16 protein-coding genes are annotated in these 16,649 nt (G+C 60.4%); 4 read left to right on the top strand and 12 right to left on the bottom strand.

Annotated features, from left to right (window positions below; all coding sequences use genetic code 11):
- Positions 1-27: 27 nt before the first annotated feature.
- A complete protein-coding gene (locus tag ACHMW7_RS14655; protein ID WP_395450922.1) occupies positions 28-978 on the top strand; it encodes a glycosyltransferase family 2 protein in 951 nt (316 codons plus the stop codon).
- Positions 979-1,541: 563 nt separating this feature from the next.
- Here ACHMW7_RS14655 and ACHMW7_RS14660 read toward each other — a convergent pair.
- From ACHMW7_RS14660 to ACHMW7_RS14670, 3 genes are all read right to left on the bottom strand, one after another.
- A complete protein-coding gene (locus ACHMW7_RS14660; RefSeq protein ID WP_395450923.1) occupies positions 1,542-4,838 on the bottom strand; it encodes a rhamnan synthesis F family protein in 3,297 nt (1,098 codons plus the stop codon).
- A 213-nt stretch (positions 4,839-5,051) separates the two neighbouring features.
- Positions 5,052-5,339: a sugar nucleotide-binding protein gene (locus tag ACHMW7_RS14665; RefSeq protein WP_395450924.1), complete on the bottom strand. Its 288-nt coding sequence runs from the start codon at positions 5,337-5,339 to the stop codon at positions 5,052-5,054.
- Positions 5,339-5,824, bottom strand: a complete 486-nt coding sequence (locus ACHMW7_RS14670; protein WP_395450925.1) for a hypothetical protein — start codon at positions 5,822-5,824, stop codon at positions 5,339-5,341. Before ACHMW7_RS14670 ends, ACHMW7_RS14665 begins: the two co-directional genes overlap by 1 nt.
- A 381-nt stretch (positions 5,825-6,205) precedes the next feature.
- Between ACHMW7_RS14670 and ACHMW7_RS14675 the strand changes: the two genes are divergently transcribed.
- The 3 genes from ACHMW7_RS14675 to ACHMW7_RS14685 all read left to right on the top strand — a co-directional run bounded on the left by ACHMW7_RS14675 (position 6,206) and on the right by ACHMW7_RS14685 (position 7,995).
- Entirely contained in the window at positions 6,206-6,445 is a 240-nt protein-coding gene (locus tag ACHMW7_RS14675; RefSeq protein ID WP_395450926.1) for a glycine zipper domain-containing protein, read from the top strand.
- A gap of 342 nt (positions 6,446-6,787) precedes the next feature.
- Positions 6,788-6,940 carry a hypothetical protein gene (locus tag ACHMW7_RS14680; RefSeq protein ID WP_395450927.1) on the top strand — a complete coding sequence of 51 codons (153 nt, stop codon included), beginning with the start codon at positions 6,788-6,790 and terminating at the stop codon, positions 6,938-6,940.
- A gap of 134 nt (positions 6,941-7,074) precedes the next feature.
- On the top strand, positions 7,075-7,995 hold the full coding sequence (locus ACHMW7_RS14685) for an LLM class flavin-dependent oxidoreductase (RefSeq protein ID WP_395450928.1): 921 nt from the start codon (positions 7,075-7,077) through the stop codon (positions 7,993-7,995).
- Positions 7,996-8,002: 7 nt separating this feature from the next.
- On the opposite strand, the gene ACHMW7_RS14690 is transcribed toward ACHMW7_RS14685, so the two are convergent.
- The 9 genes from ACHMW7_RS14690 to cobA all read right to left on the bottom strand — a co-directional run bounded on the left by ACHMW7_RS14690 (position 8,003) and on the right by cobA (position 16,633).
- Positions 8,003-8,452: an RrF2 family transcriptional regulator gene (locus ACHMW7_RS14690; protein ID WP_395450929.1), complete on the bottom strand. Its 450-nt coding sequence runs from the start codon at positions 8,450-8,452 to the stop codon at positions 8,003-8,005.
- 182 nt (positions 8,453-8,634) lie between these two features.
- Positions 8,635-9,657 (bottom strand): sulfate/molybdate ABC transporter ATP-binding protein, encoded by a 1,023-nt coding sequence (locus tag ACHMW7_RS14695; protein ID WP_395450930.1) that lies wholly within the window; start codon positions 9,655-9,657, stop codon positions 8,635-8,637.
- On the bottom strand, positions 9,654-10,562 hold the full coding sequence (gene cysW, locus ACHMW7_RS14700) for a sulfate ABC transporter permease subunit CysW (protein ID WP_395450931.1): 909 nt from the start codon (positions 10,560-10,562) through the stop codon (positions 9,654-9,656). The genes ACHMW7_RS14695 and cysW overlap by 4 nt, the downstream gene beginning before the upstream one ends.
- Position 10,563: 1 nt before the next feature.
- Positions 10,564-11,385, bottom strand: coding sequence for a sulfate ABC transporter permease subunit CysT (gene cysT, locus ACHMW7_RS14705; RefSeq protein ID WP_395450932.1), 822 nt, complete (start codon positions 11,383-11,385; stop codon positions 10,564-10,566).
- A 179-nt stretch (positions 11,386-11,564) separates the two neighbouring features.
- Positions 11,565-12,551 (bottom strand): thiosulfate ABC transporter substrate-binding protein CysP, encoded by a 987-nt coding sequence (cysP, locus tag ACHMW7_RS14710; protein ID WP_395450933.1) that lies wholly within the window; start codon positions 12,549-12,551, stop codon positions 11,565-11,567.
- 191 nt (positions 12,552-12,742) lie between these two features.
- The gene (gene cobT / locus ACHMW7_RS14715; protein ID WP_395450934.1) at positions 12,743-13,753 is read right to left on the bottom strand and encodes a nicotinate-nucleotide--dimethylbenzimidazole phosphoribosyltransferase; all 1,011 of its coding nucleotides are present in this window, start codon (positions 13,751-13,753) and stop codon (positions 12,743-12,745) included.
- A 24-nt stretch (positions 13,754-13,777) separates the two neighbouring features.
- Complete coding sequence (gene cobS, locus ACHMW7_RS14720; RefSeq protein ID WP_395450935.1) at positions 13,778-14,536, bottom strand: adenosylcobinamide-GDP ribazoletransferase; 759 nt, start codon at positions 14,534-14,536, stop codon at positions 13,778-13,780.
- Between the two features lies 1 nt (position 14,537).
- The gene (locus ACHMW7_RS14725; protein WP_395450936.1) at positions 14,538-15,851 is read right to left on the bottom strand and encodes a cobyrinate a,c-diamide synthase; all 1,314 of its coding nucleotides are present in this window, start codon (positions 15,849-15,851) and stop codon (positions 14,538-14,540) included.
- Complete coding sequence (gene cobA, locus ACHMW7_RS14730; RefSeq protein ID WP_395450937.1) at positions 15,848-16,633, bottom strand: uroporphyrinogen-III C-methyltransferase; 786 nt, start codon at positions 16,631-16,633, stop codon at positions 15,848-15,850. The genes ACHMW7_RS14725 and cobA overlap by 4 nt, the downstream gene beginning before the upstream one ends.
- Between the last annotated feature and the right edge of the window lie 16 nt (positions 16,634-16,649).

Below are 16,649 nucleotides of genomic sequence, written 5' to 3' on the forward strand. Positions count from 1 at the left end.
GAATACAATCATCTAGGAGTTTACCGCATGACGGATAGCGCGGATACGATCATGCGACCGCATATCAGCGTGGTCGTTCCTTGCTTTGGGTGTACCGGGACGCTCAAGCCGCTGCATGAACGTCTGACGGCGGTGTTGGAGCGATTGACGGAGCGTCACGAGATCGTCTTCGTCGATGACCGCGGCCCACAGGATCAGTGGCCCGTATTGTCGGAAATTGCTGCGCGTGACAATCGAGTGCGTATCGTGCGCATGTCGCGTAATTTTGGCCAACAGATTGCCATCACCGCTGGTCTTTCGGAATGTAGCGGCGACTACGCAGTTGTGATGGATTGCGACCTTCAGGATCCTCCCGAATTCATCCCAGATCTATGGCGCGCTGCCCAAAAGGGGTTCGATATCGTTTATGCGAGCCGCTACCTCGGCGACCCGGCTGGCCGCCGAATGGCGAACCGTCTTTACTTCTGGGTTATGAACGTTGTCGTTGGATACAAAGCCGATCCTGGGTTGGGTTCTTTCAGCCTGCTCTCCCGGCAGGTAATCAACGCCTATCTGCGCTTCGAGGAACAGGAGCGCCACTATCTCTTCATTCTGCGGTGGCTCGGCTTCGATTCCGTAACACTGTCCTATGAGCGGAATGCACGCACTGTAGGCTCGTCCAGCTATACGCTGAAGACGCTGCTGAGCCATTCGATCCAGGGCTTCTTCTTTCAGTCGACCGCGCCGCTGTTGTGGATCTTGTGGCTGGGCCTAGTGAGTGCTGGTGGCAGTGTTGCACTCGGCATCTTTTTTCTCGTTAATGCCGTGTTTGGGAACCCGCCAGAGGGCTTCACTGCACTGATTACCGTTAATCTGATGATCGGTAGCGTTCTTTTGACCTGCGTAGGTGGGCTAGGTCTGTATGTTTCGCGGATCTTCGAGATTGTCAAAGGTCGGCCGCTCTACGTAGTCGATCGGTCCGCGCCGCCCAAGGAATGAAGCACCGGGCTTGGTCCCTCTCCTGTCTACCGGAGATCTCTGTGCGAAAGGGTGAGACATGTGTCTAATAACAAAAAAGCAAGGGTCCCTACTGATGCCGATCGTGGGAGGGGCAAACCGCGCGACCGCTTCCTCCCAGTTGTTAACTGACCAAATTGCTCGCGGGTTGTCACGCAAGACTTCCTTTTTCGCGAAGGGAATGCCGCAATCAAGTAAGTCTCGCCACAAGAGGTGACTTGCGTTGAGCGGCAGTCTTCTTTGTGTGGTATACTCACTGCTTCGCACGTTATCAGATAGTGCTTGAAGTGGATACAAAGACTATGGAGAAGCCGTACGCCTTCACGTGCCTTAGATAGCGGCTGACGTAGTGCTTCACGCATTTGCGGACGTCACGATGGGCAAAGAAGCGAAGGTTTCGGCTGAGGTGATTACTTTGCAACCGCCTGACCTCGCGTATCCCTTTCAAGATGAGTTCCACGTTGGCGCCTAATTCTAGCCGCCAACCCATCGTTCAGCATAGGCAAATCATCCTATTTGAGTTGCTTGGTGTTGATCTCGATCCTTTAACCGTGGACGATGTTGAGTTTCCCTAATACGTCTTCAGCAGAAAATTTTGGAGCATCGCTAGGTAGGTCATTTATCGTACATTTTATTGGTGTAATTTTCCCAATATTCTTTTCCGCTCTATCGATCGTGTGCTCTATCGCGTCAGCTATCGTCTCCGAGGTAAGCTCGGTGAGTCCTATAATGTTGTCGCTTCTCTTGGAGAGATCTTTGCTTTCATAATTGTTGGTGATTGTGAAAATACCCGCGTAGGCCATCTCGAGTGGAGGGTAGCTGGGGTGGGGGGATACCATAAGAGAAACACCCACGGAGGCACGGCTTAGCAAAGCGGCATAGGCATCCAGTGGCATTTTGCCGGTGATCTCTACACTACCCAGGTGTTCCGCCAGGTGGCTAGGAAACGTCTCGCCGATACAATAGATTTTCCATTTGGCTGCAAGCGTAGGGTTGCGCCGGGCCCATCTTCCTATTCCGTCTATGCCAGCCTCAAAGCAGTTTCTGGTTGCTGACGGTCTAGAATAGAACAAAAGAATTCGTTCGCGTTGCACCGTCTCCAGGGCTGCCGCTACCCCGTCATTCGGGCGATACGGGAGGACCCATTTATGAGGAAATTTATGCCGTTTAAGCATAAAATCTGTCAGTTCCTCAGAGTTGAATATCGCTAAAGTGTCATCTGGCTTTCTATAAGTTGAATCCGCCAGAGAGTATCTAGTCGACCAGGCATAAAAGCCAGGTTCGTAGTCCTGTATCAGGTAGATAACTCGATTGTGTTTGCCGAAAAGTATCTTTTGGTTCTCTTGCATTCGATAAGCATTGATAGCTGTCCACCATGCCGTCGCGACAAATACATCCTCATGCGTCAGTTCAAGAGGGTTGAAAGCGCGATCCTTGCAATCTACGACAACCTTGGACTTTCGTTCCTCATGTCCAATTTTCTGTATTTCATATGCTTGCAGTCTTTCTGGCAAAGTTTCATTCACATGAGCATCTGTGACTAGAATGCGGCAGTCTGCGGCTGGATGGGCTGTCGCCAGTTCAAGGAACACTTTCAAAGCCGTATCAATACCTCCAAAGATGTCCGCCGAGTTGAGTGACGGCACAAGGAGATTCAGGCGTGGCCCCGAAGTGTCGGAAATCACAGTTGTTATCCTTTCGGATTCTGGAACTGCGATTGCAACGGCTGGGAGGTAATCTTGATCCGAAGTCAGCAGGGGCCGAAACAATGGGTCTTTCGGTCGCCTTTTAGCGGCAAGGCTCTGCAGGCGTGTTCTTTTCCACTTGTATCCGGAGGCCTCGACAAAGAAAAGGATCGATCGCTCGATGGCGTGTGCCAGCGTGCCGTCGACCTGTCCTTGATCATCAGGGAAGTCCAGCCAGTCGAGCTCGAGGTCTAGTAGTTTGCTCAATGCTGCGGAACGTGCCCAATACATCGATCCTGACGGGAATTCTAATGTGTGATTGGCATTCAATTTGACACCTGCCTTTTGCAATAGATCCTTGGCAAGGTCAAAATCGTAACCCCAATTGATGGCGGATTTTACGAACTCAGCATGTTCTGGATAGACGACGCCGACTTTTGGATCGGATAGCAAGTCGAGGTTGGATGAGACGATCTCCGGACTTCCAGCAAGCGAAGTTAAGAGATAGTCACGCCACTCTATGTAGGAATTCCCAGCATGTAGTGATTTTTTTGAATGTATATGCAAGAATATGGGGTACTTTTTGTAAACATCCCTGAATGCAATTAATTGTGGTGCGATATCCCTACCTCTGTTTGGGACTACTCTGACGTCAATCTCCAAGAAATCGACATTTTTTGGTATTGCGTCTAGAATTTTTTTCCTTTTTTCTTCGCAATCGGTTGATATAAAAAGACCTATTGGATGATGTATATTGCGAATATATATCATCATGGAGTCGAATATGTCTGGATAAAAGACGTGAGCAATAACAGCGATTCTATCGAATGCGTTTTGTCCACTGCGTGGGTGAAATGGGATCGCGATAATTGGGTTGGTACTATCAGAAATTCTGCGTGCCTGAATCGCACCGATCTCATTAGCTTTGCCCGCCAGGGCGAACGGGCTATTCGCGCCACGCTGTCCTCCGCGATACGCACGTCGCGCTGAGCGCGAAAAGGGATGCCGAAGGATCGCTTTGATATTCGTCTGTGCCCGTGATTTTGCCTTTGCTTTCCTTGGTTGATTTGGAGATGTACCCAGTATTTTTGCTTGTCGGTAAGCCTTGCGTCGCTCCGAACGGGTCGGATAGCGCAATAGCGCGGCTGCATTCGCGGCGAATGAAGATTTGCCTGTGCGACGCAGTGCGCAGCCAAGTTCACGAAATGCCGAGACGGTGCGCCAAGCCCAACCGAGTTTCAGTTCTTCAATTCGGCGTGCCTTCTGAGCGCGTTCAGAAAACGCATTCCTCAATTTGGTGATGTCAGCATGCACGGCTTCGGCGGAACGCATCTGTTGATCGGGAACATGATGCTTGGCATTTGTCTGCGCTGCTTCATCCTGATTGTCGGGCCTGTTAAAAAGCAGGCTACTTTTCACCTCTGGCAAAGGACCGTTGGAAGCGACGGCCACGAAATAATGGGTAGACGGCACGCCGTCCTGCAACCGAAACGCTCGCCCATCCTGGCTTTCATAGCCAACTATTGCGGCGGGAACTGCGTCAACCGCCAACACAGAACCATAGATCGCCCGCTGATTAAGAGTGATCACATTGGAAAACTGCGTGCCAAGGGCAGACAAAAACTGCTCGCGATCCAGTTCACGCACGTGGAACGGATTATGGTGATCGTTCTGTTCGGTGTAGACGGTCCGATTGGGAGATGAGATGACCACAGTGCCACCGGGACGCAGAACGCGAGCAATCTCTGCCAAGAAGGCCTCGTGTCCGTCAAAGTGCTCAATCGTCTCGAAGCTCGTGACAACGTCGAAACTTGCGTCGTCGAAAGGAAGCTGAGTGGCGTCGGCGGCGACAAAGCGGAGGACGGAAGTTCCGTACGTTCGGTCAGCATAGGCTACAGTATCGGCATCGACGTCGACACCAACAACTCCAGAGGCGACCTGCGATATAAGATTGCAGCCGTAGCCTTCGCCGCAAGCAACATCAAGAACGTTCTTGTCGCGACAAAAATCCAAAGCAAAAAGATAGCGATGATAGTGCTCGTTCTGGATATTACCAGTTATACTTGAAACATACCTCTCGCCGGTCATCTTCATTTTTTCCATTGGATTCGGGAAAACGAAGATTTCTTGATTATTTCTCGTTTTTTTCTTGGTCATGATTTTTTGTGCGCCAATGGTGTGGGTGCTCGTGTCACGATGCCTGCCGGGCAAATATCCGCTGCGATTTGCTGCGACGGGAAAAAAGGGTGATAGCCTATGATGTCAGCAATTGTCATGCCCGCGTCCCGACCAATTCGGTTACCATAGTCGCGACCCGCTCCTGCCATTGCCCCGCGCGGAAGTTGAAATCGCAGGAGAAGGCCTCGGAATTCAGCTCCGAGTTTGCCGGCCGCACAGCTTTCGCTCGTCTTCCTGCTGGTCGACGCCGGTATGCGCCGCCGCGTTGATGACCATGTCTGGTACGACCGATTTCAAAACCGGAGCGAACGGCGCCGGGTTGTCAAGATCGAGATCAGGCCGGCCGACAAGCCCGATCTCCGCCTGGCCTGGCCCGCGCGCGGAAGTCGCGAATGCAAGCGGACGAGAACGAAACGAAGAAAACAGCGACGCGTATCTCCCATTTGATGTTTGGTTCATTTCAATGCGCAGGCCTCTCATCAGATCCGAAACGACCAGAACAGGCAGGCGAGTGTAGCTGCGCCGAAGAGGGCGAAGAACAGGCTGCGCAGCAGGACGTTGCGGCGGAGTTCGTTCATGGCCAGGTGGCAGCCGACGATCGCTAAGACGAACAGGAATCGCCAGTCGAGCAACACCCAGGGCGCGCTTGCTTGACCAAAAATCCAGCGCGCGGCGAGGCAGCCGACAATGGTGGCAAGCAGCGCGATGACAACCCAGTGGATCGTGTCGGCGGCATGGAGCAGCACGATGCTCGCCGCCTTGAGCGGCAGGATCATCATCAGCATCGCGGCGAAGAAGTAGATTGCCGCCAGAGGCATGAAGGTGTCGGCGCTGGTGATGCCGTCGAGGCGCTTCACGCCGATGACGCCGAACGGATAGCCGTGCCGGGCAACGGCGAGGCTGAGCGCCATCAACAAGGCCGCTAGAACGGCAACGAGGGCAAATGAGGCTGCTGCCTTGTTCATGGCGGTCCCTGAAGGTTGCGAATCGGAGTGCCTCCCTGCCTAGCGCAGCAAAACCGGCATTTCCAATGCACAAGCGCGCCAATGTCAGCCGAGCAGGACAAGCGGCTTCTTTGCGGCCGGCCGGGTTCGAAGCGGTGAGCTCTTGCGAGGCGCGGTCGCGACAGCTTGATTTGCAGGCGTTGCCTCCGGGAGGCGCTCTAGGTGCTGCCTGAATGCTGCCTGATTGCCGATGCATCCCTTGGGTTGAAGGGACCTGCTGGTCCGCGCGCTGGAGAGGCGCGATGGATCGTTTTTCGCCGCCGCGCATTGTAGGGGCGGTGGGGACACATATTCGGGAGTTATTGGTGATGATGAAACTCGTCTTGAGTTCTTGCATTATTGGTGCCGCTGGTAGCCTGCTCGCAAACCGAACAGGGTGCCGCCATTGGCGGTCTTGGCGGCGCGGCGATCGGCAGTGCCGTTGCCGCACCGGGAAACCGGGCCGAAGGCGCGCTCGTTGGCGGCGCCGTTGGTGCCGTTGCCGGTGCCCTGATCGGCCGGGCGAATGAGTTCAACCGCTGCCGCTATCGCGACCGCTATGGCCGGACCTATCTCGCCGAGTGCCCGCGCGGCTATTACTGAGCCGGCTATCCCATTCTTGCTGTCCCGAAGGCGCTTAAGGCACCTTCGGGACATTCTTTTTTTGGGCAGGAAAAGCGTCGCACCAGGCCTGAGGGAAGGCGACGGCGAGCCGTAGTCTTAGCATATCTTATTGTAATTGCTTTAGATTTTATCTCCCGTGCATACGGCGGCAATTGCAAAGAGGTGTTGCGGTGCGCTCTCTCCGACATCGGGATTGCGGACTGAGAGGGAAAAAATTCTCAGCTCCGTCAGGCCCGGGCAAAGCCGTTCCACAATCTCGTCAAAATTAGCAATCGACAAAGTCTATTAGTTTTATAGACTAAGGGCATGATGGAGATTGCGATGGCACAGACCCAGTATCTCTCGAACAGCCGCGTCGCCGAGACGGCGGCTCCTGCAGGCAAGCCTGCCAGCATTGCGCAGCTTGCGTCCTACCTGTTCTTCACGGTGTCGTTCGGTTTCACCGCGGCGGTCGTGGTTGGCCTGATCCACTAGGCTGTCCCTAGAATGACGCCCCGAGGCGGGCGCGCAATGCCTTCTCAACCCAACTGAAGAAAGTTTCCCCAGTAACGCGTGAACCGGCGCGGGCGGCGCCAAAAACTGTTCCTGACAAGATGAAGGAGTTTGCGATGCAGATCGACTTCACCCATTGCCCGGGCGGCGTTGCCGACAAGGATGAACTTCACTCTTCCTTCTTTTCCGACACGGCCCTGGCCGTGCAGCGGCTACGGCTGCTGGAGCAGTCCGGCTTCGACCGTGTCATGATCGACGACATGGGCGGGCTGCTTGCCAATATGGACCTGGCGTCGCTGGCTTTGCGCAGCACGCAGACAATCGGCGTCCTGGTGTCGCATTGGCCCGGCATTATCGCGCCCGTGGTGGCAGCGCGGCAGTTTGCAGCGCTCGACCAACTTGGTAACGGGCGGCTGGCCCTGCGTGCGCCGCCGAGCCGCGACCTGCGCGAGACCAATGACGATAGCGGTCTGCTCGCCACGTTGGGGCGCGCGGACGAATATCTGACATTGCTCAAGCGGCTGTGGGCCAATGCGCAGCCTTTCGACTATGAGGGCGCGTTCTACCGCATCCATGGCGGCTTCGTGCCGATGAAGGCGGCCGACGGCGTCGACATACCGCTGCAATTGGGCGGACTGTCGGGTACGGCGCTCAAGATCGCCGGCCGGCATGCCGACCGGTTCGAACTGCTGGCGGGCGGGCTTGACGAGACGCAGCGGCTGATCGAGCGCGTAAGGGTGGCGGCCGAGCCATTCGGCCGGGCGCAGCGCATTCGCTTTTCCCTGCCGGTGCATGTCGGCGAGGCCGGGCCGAAGGCGTGGCAGCTTGGCGGTTCGCCCGAGCAGGTCGTTTCAGCGCTGGCCGGCTTTGTCGAACTCGGCGTGAGCGATTTCATCGTGCACGGCCTCAATGAGGCCGATGCTGTCGAGGCGTTCGGGCGCCGGGTCATCCCGTCGCTGCGCCGGGCATACAGGCGACAGGAGCCAGGGCACGTGCATCGACGCAGCCGGCCAGTGGTGTTGCGTCAGGTCGTCTGAAGACGCATCAGGCGTGGTGCAACGCGTCGGTGAGGATATCGTCATTGGCGGCGTCGCGCACCTGGGCGAGGCTGCGGTTGTCGAGCACCCCGGCAATCGCTTGCCGGACCTCGAGCATCATGTGCCTGATCTGGCAGGTGGCTTCGTCGCAATCGTCGCAAGGCTGGTACTGGGTGCGGCTGGCGCAGGGGATCGGCGCCAACGGCCCGTCGAGCACACGCACGACATGGCCGATCTTGATCTCCGCGGCCGGCTTGGCGAGGCGGTAGCCGCCGTCCTTGCCCTTGCGGCTCTGGACGAAGCCGGCATTGCGGAGTTCGCCAAGGATCGCGTCGAGGAACTTTTTCGGAATCTTGTTGGCGGTCGCGATGTCGCCGACGAAGGCGAGCTGGCCGGCAGGCAGTTGGGATAGGTGGACGAGGGCCTTGAGGCCGTATTTGCCTTTTTTAGTCAGCATGGTGAACGCATGTCATCGGCTTCGGCTGCTTGTCGCAGCGTGAGGTTGCTTGCCGAGGATAACGATTCGTCCCCATCGCATTCCGGCCTTCACCAGAGATAAATTCCACAGACTTGATATACAAGCCGAAACGCGTTGATTTTCCGTAAGTTTTGCGGGTTTTGGCCGCAAACGAAGCAGAATCAGCCCGCTGCGAACACCTTGGCGCGCTCGATGGTGATGATACCCTGTTCGCGGGCGCTGACCTGGGTCTCGGGCGCGACGTCGAGCTCGACGGCTGCGCCCGTTGCCGTCAGCGCCAGGATGCGCCGCCCGGCCGGCCGGTCGATGACGCGGGCGACAGTCGCGGGGATGCCATCGCCGCTGCTGCTCCAGCCGAGATCGCTTGGCCGCAGGAAGATTTCGACCGGGCCGTCGGCAAAGCCGGGGGCGGGGATTCGCGCCTCGCCAAGGCGGGCGATGCCACCGGAAACCGCGGCTGTGAAGCGGTTGGTGTCGCCGAGAAAGTTCATGACGAAGGCGGAGGCCGGGTTGCGGCAGACATCTTCGGGCGTGCCCTGCTGGACGATCTGGCCCTTGTCGAGGATGACGACGCGGTCGGCGAGATCGAGGGCTTCCTCCTGGTCGTGGGTGACGAACAAAGTGGTGATACCGAGTTCCTGGTGGATCTCGCGCAGCCAGCGCCGCAGGTCGCGGCGGACATTGGCGTCGAGCGCGCCGAAAGGTTCGTCGAGCAGCAGCACCTTGGGATCGACGGCGAGCGCGCGGGCAAGGGCGACACGCTGGCGCTGACCGCCGGAGATCTGGCCGGGGAACCGTTCACCGAGGCCATCGAGCTGGACAAGCCGCAGAAGGTCGCTGACGCGCGCGTCGATGGCGGCCCTGTCGGGGCGGGTTTTCGACACCTTCATGCCGAAGGCGATGTTCTCAGTGACTGTCATGTGCGGGAACAGCGCGTAGTGCTGGAAGACGAAGCCGACGCCACGGTCGCGCACCGGAATGTCGGTGGCATCCTCGTCGCCGAAATAGATGTGGCCGGCATCGGCATATTCGAGGCCGGCGACCATGCGCAGGATGGTGGTCTTGCCCGAACCGGAGGGCCCAAGCAGGGCAACCAGTTCACCACTTCCGATTTCGAGCGAGACGCCATGCACGGCGCGGAAGGTCTCGAAGGTCTTCACGACGTTGTCGAGGCGGATTTTCATGACGAAACCTCAGCGGAAGTGGTCTTTGGTGCGGCTACGGGGGCTGCAAGTGCGGGGCGACGACGGGCGCGGCCGGCGCCCTGGCGTTCGAGCAGCACCTTGGCAACGAGGGTAACGACGGCGAGCAGCGCCAGGATCGAGGCGGCGGCAAAGGCGCCTGCGGTCTGGTAGTCGTGGTAGAGCAGCTCGATATGCAGCGGCAGCGTGTTGGTCTGGCCGCGGATGTTGCCCGATACCACCGAGACGGCGCCGAACTCGCCCATGACACGCGCGTTGCACAGCACGACGCCGTAAAGTAGCGCCCAGCGGATGTTGGGCAGCGTCACTGAAAAGAAGGTGCGCCAGCCAGAAGCGCCGAGCGATGTCGCGGCTTCTTCCAGATCACGCCCCTGCGCCTGCATCAGCGGGATCAGCTCGCGGGCGACGAAGGGAGCGGTGACAAACATCGAGGCGAGCACGATGCCGGGCAGGGCGAACAGGATCTTGATGTCGGCCGATTCCAGCGCCGGGCCGAACAGGCCCTGCAGGCCGTAGACGAAGAGATAGGCGACGCCGGCGACGATGGGCGAGATGGAGAACGGAATCTCGATCACGACCAGCAGGAAGCGACGGCCCCAGAAGTCGAATTTGGTGATCGCCCAGGCGGCGGCGACGCCGAAAGTGGTGTTGATCGGAACTGCGATCAGGGCGGTGACCACCGTCAGCCCGATGGCATGCAGTGTATCAGGATGGGCGATCGCCGCGGCATAGACTGCGACCCCTTGCGAGAAGGCCTGGTAGCCGATGACGACCAGCGGCGCGACGATGACGATGGCGACCAGTGTCAGAACGATGCCGATCAGGGCGCGGCGGAAGGCTGGTGCGTCGCCGACGCGGGGCGGGCGGCCTTTGGCGGGTGCGCTCATCTCAGCCCCTCGCCGTGTAGCGCAGGGCACGGGCCTGCAGGATGTTGGTGATGGCGAGCATCAGGAAGGCGGTGATGAGCAGCACCGAGGCGATCGCTGCGGCTGCCTGGTAGTCGTATTCCTCGAGCCGGATGAATGCCAGCAGGGCGGTGATCTCGGTCGACATCGGCTGGTTGCCGGCGATGAAGATGATGGCGCCGAACTCACCGAGGCTGCGGGCGAATGACAGTGACAGGCCGGCAAGCAGAGCGGGGGCCAGCAGCGGCAGGATGACGCGCAGGAAGATCGAGCGGTCGCTGCCGCCAAGCGTTTGGGCGGCTTCCTCAAGGGCCGGGTCGAGGTCTTCCAGCACTGGCTGCACAGTGCGCACGATGAAGGGCAGACTGGTGAAGGCCATGGCGACCATGATGCCGAGCGGGGTGTAGGCGACCTTGATGCCGGCATGGACCAGCGCCGAGCCGAACCAGCCGTTCTCGGCAAACAGCGTCGTCAGCGCGATGCCGGCGACTGCCGTCGGCAGGGCGAAGGGCAGGTCGACGAGTGCGTCGATGAAACGGCGGCCGGGAAAACGGTAGCGCACCAGCACCCAGGCCAGCGCCATGCCGAAGACAAGGTTGAAGGCGGTCGCCCCCAATGCGGAAAACGCGGTGACGCGGTAGCTGGCGACCGCGCGTGGTGACGAAACGATGCGCCAATAGTCCTCGAAACCGAGGCTGGCCGCCTTGAAGACGAGCGCTCCGAGCGGCAGCACGACGATGATCGAGACGTAGACGAGGGTAATCCCCAGCGCCAGGGGAAACCCTGGCAGAATGCGGCGCGCCACTGAAATGCCTTCCTAGATGCATCAATGCGGAAAGCCGGCATGGCCGGCTCTCCAATTCTCAACAATAATGGCTACAGCGCCGCGCGTCCTTGGACGCGCAAAGGACGCTGTAGCATCTTGAGTTGTGCATGATCCTTTTCCGAAAATCGATATCGATTTTCAGGGTCATGCACCTCAGGTCAACGCTCGCCGTAAATCTCTTCGAGCAGGCCGCCCGAGCCGAAATGCTCCTTCTGGACCTTGTCCCAGCCGCCGAAGACATCTTCCACGGTGACGAGGCGAACCTCAGGGAACTGGTCCTTGAATTCGGCGGCGACCGCCGGCTCATGGACACGGTTGCCATGCTGGGCAGCGATGCGCTGGCCTTCGGCCGTGTAGAGGAAGTCGAGATAGGACTTGGCCAGATCACGTGAGCCACGCTTGTCGACGACCTTGTCGACGATGGCGACCGGGAATTCGGCGAGCAGGCTGACCGATGGGATGACGCTCTCGACCTTGTCGGAACCGTATTCCTTGGCGATCGAGCGGGTCTCGGCCTCGAAGGTAATCAGAACGTCACCGATGTTGCGCTCGACGAAGGTGGTGGTGGCGGCGCGACCACCAGTGTCGAACACCGGCACGTTGTCGAACAGCTTGGTGACAAACTCCTTTACCTTGGCGTCGTCGCCCTTGAAGGCTTCCTTGGCGTAGGCAGTAGCCGCGAGATAGGTGTAGCGCGCATTGCCCGAGGTCTTGGGGTTGGGGAAGATCACCTTGACGTCTTCGCGGACGAGGTCGGACCAGTCCTTGATGCCCTTGGGGTTGCCGGCGCGGACGAGGAAGGACGGCAGCGAATAGAAGGGCGAAGCCTGGTTGGCGAAATCCTGCTTCCAGTCGTCTGATACAAAGCCGTTCTTGACCAGGAATTCGATGTCGGTGACCTGGTTGAAGGTGACGACGTCGGCCTCGAGGCCCTCGACGATGGCGCGCGCCTGCTTGGAGGTGCCGGCATGCGACTGGTCGACTGACACGCCCGAGTTCTTGGCGATGAAGGCCGCGTTTTCAGCGGCGAACAGTTCGCGGGCGACGTCGTAGGACGCGTTGAGCAGCTTGTCGGCGGCGGACGCCTGCAGTGGGCCGGCGAGGATCGCGGCGAGGGCCACGCCAACGAGAAGGAAACGTTTCATGGGGGCATTCTCCTGAGACAAGCGGCAAATGGCTAAACTTTACCGCAAGATAGCCGGCGACCTGTTTCAGGTAGAGGCAGGGGCGGGTTGCCTCTGCGCTTGTATGAGGAATTTTCTTCTATCTCGCTGCTAATTGAAGAAATCGAATTCCGGTTTCGCGATTTCAGAAAGGCTGCGTGCGGAATGCCCGACTATTTGTCGGTGACTCCCGCCTCGGCGAAGCTTGCCATCCTGGCGTGGCATTCCAGCGCCGAACGCACGAGATTGACGGCGAGGCATGCGCCCGAACCTTCGCCAAGGCGCATGCCCATGTCGAGCAGCGGCGTCAACTGCAGCGCTTGGAGAAGCTGGCGGTGGCCGGCCTCGGCGGAGACATGGGCCGACAGCGTATGCGCTAGGCCTTCCGGGTGGAGCTTTGCCAGGGGCGCTGCTGCTGCCGTGACGACGAAGCCATCGAGCAGGACAGGCACGTTGTGGTGGCGCGCGGCAAGCGTGGCGCCGAGGATGGCGGCGAGCTCACGGCCGCCGAGATTGGCGGCGACGGCCAGCGGATCAGTGAGCGTTGCGGCGTGACGGGCGAGGCCGGCATCGATGGCGGCGAATTTGCGCGCCAGGCCGGAATCGTCGACGCCGGTGCCACGGCCGGCCCACTGCCGAGCGGTGCCACCGAACAGGCCGGCGGCGATGGCAGCTGCGGGCGTCGTGTTGCCGATGCCCATTTCGCCGAAGCAGACGAGGTCGATATCCGGTGTCACCGCGTCATAGCCGGTCGAGACTGCGGCGAGGAAATCGGCATCATTCATGGCGACGGTCTGGGTGAAATCGCCGGTGGGACGGTCGAGTTCGAGCGGGATGACGGCGAGCTCCGCGCCGGCAAGGCGGGCCAGCTGGTTGATGGCAGCGCCGCCACCGGCGAAGTTGGCGACCATCTGCACCGTCACTTCGGACGGATAGGCCGACACGCCTTGGGCAGTGACGCCATGGTTGCCGGCAAAGACGATGACCTTGACCTTGTCCAGCCTGGGCATGTCGCGGCCCTGCCAGCGCGCCAGCCAGGCGGCGATGGATTCGAGCTTGCCGAGGCTACCGCGCGGCTTGGTCAGCGTGTCCTGGCGGCGGGCGACGGCGTCGGCGGCAGCATCGCTACCGGCCGAAAGATCAAGGCAGGCGGCGCGCAATTCATCTGATGATTTGAAGGCCATGGCTGCGAAAACTCCTGATATGATTCAAGCCAAGATGGCGGAAGCGGCGAAAAGTAGAATGATCTCGGCGAGTTGCTGGATGGCGCCGATGGTGTCGCCGCTCTGGCCGCCGATCTGGACGAGGCAGAGTTTTCGAAACGCGACAAACAACAGCGCAAGACAGATGGCGGCCACCACCGCACCCTTGAGGCCGAGCAGCAACAGCGCCAGCGCGCCGATGGCAAGCGCTGTCAGGACAACGCTGTCGGACAAGGTGCCGACGCCAGCCGACAGCCCGTCGAGGCGCGCCTGCGGCAACATCTGCATGAACATGGGGATCAGCGCGCGCGCGGCGACATGGGCGACGACGAGGCCGCCAAGGACATGGCCGGGCGTGGCAAGTTCGCCTATGGCGCTCCAGCGCGCGAGGATCGACAGCGCCGATGCGCAGGCACCGTAGGTGCCGATGCGGCTGTCGCGCATGATCTCGAGCTTGCGTTCACGCGTTCGCCCGCCACCGAACCCGTCTGCCGTGTCTGAAAGCCCGTCCTCATGCAGGCAGCCTGAGACCAGCATGCCTGTCGTCAAGGCGAGGGCTGCGGCAAGGCTGGGCGCGAGGCCGAGCAGTGTGGCGACGGCGTAGGCGGACCATGCGATGACGGCGACGACGAGACCGATCAGGGGGGCAGTCCAGATCGCGTCGGCGAGCGAACGGTCCTTGGCCTCGAAATGCGGCAGCGGCAGGCGGGTGAAGAACACCAAGCCGATGCGCAGGTCGTCGAAGATGGTTGCCGGCGTGCTCATCTCAGGCCTTGGCGATCGCGTGGAAGAAGGTGCCGGTGACATGGCCGCGTCGACCGCCGAATGTGCCGAGCGGATTGCCCTGGCCGTCAGCGATGTCGCCGAGTGGGGCATCCTCGCCCTTCTTGACCGTCTGGGCGTAGTGGAATTCATGGCCCCGGATGGCGCTGCCGGCATTGCCTAGCGGGCAGGCCGCAGCAAGGCGCGCCTGGCGATAGCCGAGGTTCATCTTGCGCTTGGCGAAGCTGGTGGCGTGGTCGAGCAGGCCAAGCATGGGATGGGTCACTGCCTCGGCGTCTTCAATGGTCTCGCCCAGCACCATGAAGCCACCGCACTCACCGTGAATTGGCCTGGTTTCGGCGAAACGGCGGGTGCCCGACAGGAAGTTGGAAGCTGCGGCGAGCCGGCCGAGGTGAAGCTCGGGGTAGCCACCGGGTAGCCAACAAACGTTGCAGGAGGGATCGGGCGCCTGGTCGGCCAGCGGTGAGAACGGCACAAGCTCCGCCCCCATGGCGCGCCAATGGGCAGCGACATGCGGGTAGAGAAAGGTGAAGGCGGCGTCCTGGGCAAGCGCGATGCGCTGGCCGGGCGGTGGCAGGGCAAAAGACTGGTCGCCCGCCCCCGGCGCCAGCGGCGTCGCCAGCGCGATGATGGCGTCGAGGTCGAGTGAACGCTCGACCATGTCGGCGAGTCTGTCGATATGGGCGAAGAGGTCGGCGTGCTCTTCAGCTTGGACGAGGCCGAGATGGCGTTCTGGAATGGACAAAGTCGGGTCGCGCAGGATGCCGCCGACGACGGGCAGGCCGAGTGCTTCGATGGCATCGCCGGCGAGCTTGCGGTGACGGTCGCTGCCGAGGCGGTTGAGGACGACACCAGCAATGCTGACGTCCGGATCGTAGGTGGCGAAACCCTTGGCGATGGCGGCAGCGGTTTGCGATTGGCCCGACACATCGAGCACCAGCAGCACCGGCAGGCCGTAGAGGCGGGCGAGATCGGCGGCGGCACCGGAGCGGCCCTTTTCGGCCGGGATGCCGTCGAACAGGCCCATGGCGCTTTCGATGATGACCAGGTCGGTGTCGGCTGCGGCATCGGTGGCCAGCGTGTTGAGCAGCGACGGGGCCATCGCCCAGCTGTCGAGATTGACGCCAGGCAGGCCGGTAGCGGCCTTGTGGAAGCCGGGATCGATGTAGTCGGGGCCGGACTTGGCGCCGCGAACACGCAGGCCACGGCGGGCAAGAGCGCGCAACAGGCCGATGGTGACGCTGGTCTTGCCCGAACCGGAGCGCGGCGCGCCGATGATCAGCCCGCGCGCCGTCATTTTTGCCCCAAAAGTTCAGCGCGCAGCGCAACGATGCCGCCGACGACGATGAGCGAAGGCGAGACGACCTTTTCGCGCTCGGCGGTGGCAACCAGCGTGCCGAGCGTCGCCGTCACCGTCCGCTCCTCAGGCGTCGAGGCATTCTCGACAAAGGCGGCGGGTGTATCCGCCGACAGACCGCCTGCCATCAACTCGGCCACCGTTTCGGCGATGTGGGTCAGACCCATATAGATGACGATGGGCTGGCCGGTGCGGGCCAGCGCCGCCCAGTCTGGCCGGTCGTCGCTGACTGCGGCAAAGCCGGTGGCGAGAATGATCGCGCCGTTGACGCCGCGCATGGTGGCCGGGATGCCCGCGGAGGAGAGGCCGCCGAATGCCGAGGTGATGCCTGATAGCACGCGCCACGGAATGTTCTCGCGCGTCAACACCAGTGCTTCTTCAGCACCTCGGCCGAAGACGAAAGGATGGCCGCCCTTGAGCCGCACGACCTTGCGGCCTTCGCGCGCCAGCTTGACCAGAAGCGCATTGATGTCGCCCTGCGGGATCGACAGCCGGCCGCCGCGCTTGCCGACGAAAATTTTTTCCGCTTGCTCGGCGATAGCGATGATTTCGGGCGACACCAGCGCGTCATGGACCAGCGCGTCGGCCTGGTCGAGCGCCGACAGCACATCGAGCGTCAGCAGGCCGGGATCGCCGGGACCGGCGCCGGCCAGCCAGACATGGCCGGGCTGGAGTTCGTGCTGCCGGTAGTTCAGGCGCGAGATGGCTTTTTCGAGACTCATGCGTGTCGCTTTCGCC

Source organism: Aminobacter sp. UC22_36 (assembly GCF_044056035.1).
Taxonomy (GTDB): domain Bacteria; phylum Pseudomonadota; class Alphaproteobacteria; order Rhizobiales; family Rhizobiaceae; genus Aminobacter.

Coding starts and splice junctions, on each gene's coding strand:
- cobA (WP_395450937.1), bottom strand. CDS start 16,633: ATGAGTCTCGAAAAAGCCATCTCGCGCCTGAACTACCGGCAGCACGAA.
- ACHMW7_RS14685 (WP_395450928.1), top strand. CDS start 7,075: ATGCAGATCGACTTCACCCATTGCCCGGGCGGCGTTGCCGACAAGGAT.
- ACHMW7_RS14725 (WP_395450936.1), bottom strand. CDS start 15,851: ATGACGGCGCGCGGGCTGATCATCGGCGCGCCGCGCTCCGGTTCGGGC.
- ACHMW7_RS14660 (WP_395450923.1), bottom strand. CDS start 4,838: ATGACCAAGAAAAAAACGAGAAATAATCAAGAAATCTTCGTTTTCCCG.
- ACHMW7_RS14680 (WP_395450927.1), top strand. CDS start 6,788: ATGGCACAGACCCAGTATCTCTCGAACAGCCGCGTCGCCGAGACGGCG.
- ACHMW7_RS14665 (WP_395450924.1), bottom strand. CDS start 5,339: ATGAGAGGCCTGCGCATTGAAATGAACCAAACATCAAATGGGAGATAC.
- cysP (WP_395450933.1), bottom strand. CDS start 12,551: ATGAAACGTTTCCTTCTCGTTGGCGTGGCCCTCGCCGCGATCCTCGCC.
- ACHMW7_RS14655 (WP_395450922.1), top strand. CDS start 28: ATGACGGATAGCGCGGATACGATCATGCGACCGCATATCAGCGTGGTC.
- cobS (WP_395450935.1), bottom strand. CDS start 14,536: ATGAGCACGCCGGCAACCATCTTCGACGACCTGCGCATCGGCTTGGTG.
- cysW (WP_395450931.1), bottom strand. CDS start 10,562: ATGAGCGCACCCGCCAAAGGCCGCCCGCCCCGCGTCGGCGACGCACCA.
- cobT (WP_395450934.1), bottom strand. CDS start 13,753: ATGGCCTTCAAATCATCAGATGAATTGCGCGCCGCCTGCCTTGATCTT.
- ACHMW7_RS14690 (WP_395450929.1), bottom strand. CDS start 8,452: ATGCTGACTAAAAAAGGCAAATACGGCCTCAAGGCCCTCGTCCACCTA.
- ACHMW7_RS14670 (WP_395450925.1), bottom strand. CDS start 5,824: ATGAACAAGGCAGCAGCCTCATTTGCCCTCGTTGCCGTTCTAGCGGCC.
- ACHMW7_RS14695 (WP_395450930.1), bottom strand. CDS start 9,657: ATGAAAATCCGCCTCGACAACGTCGTGAAGACCTTCGAGACCTTCCGC.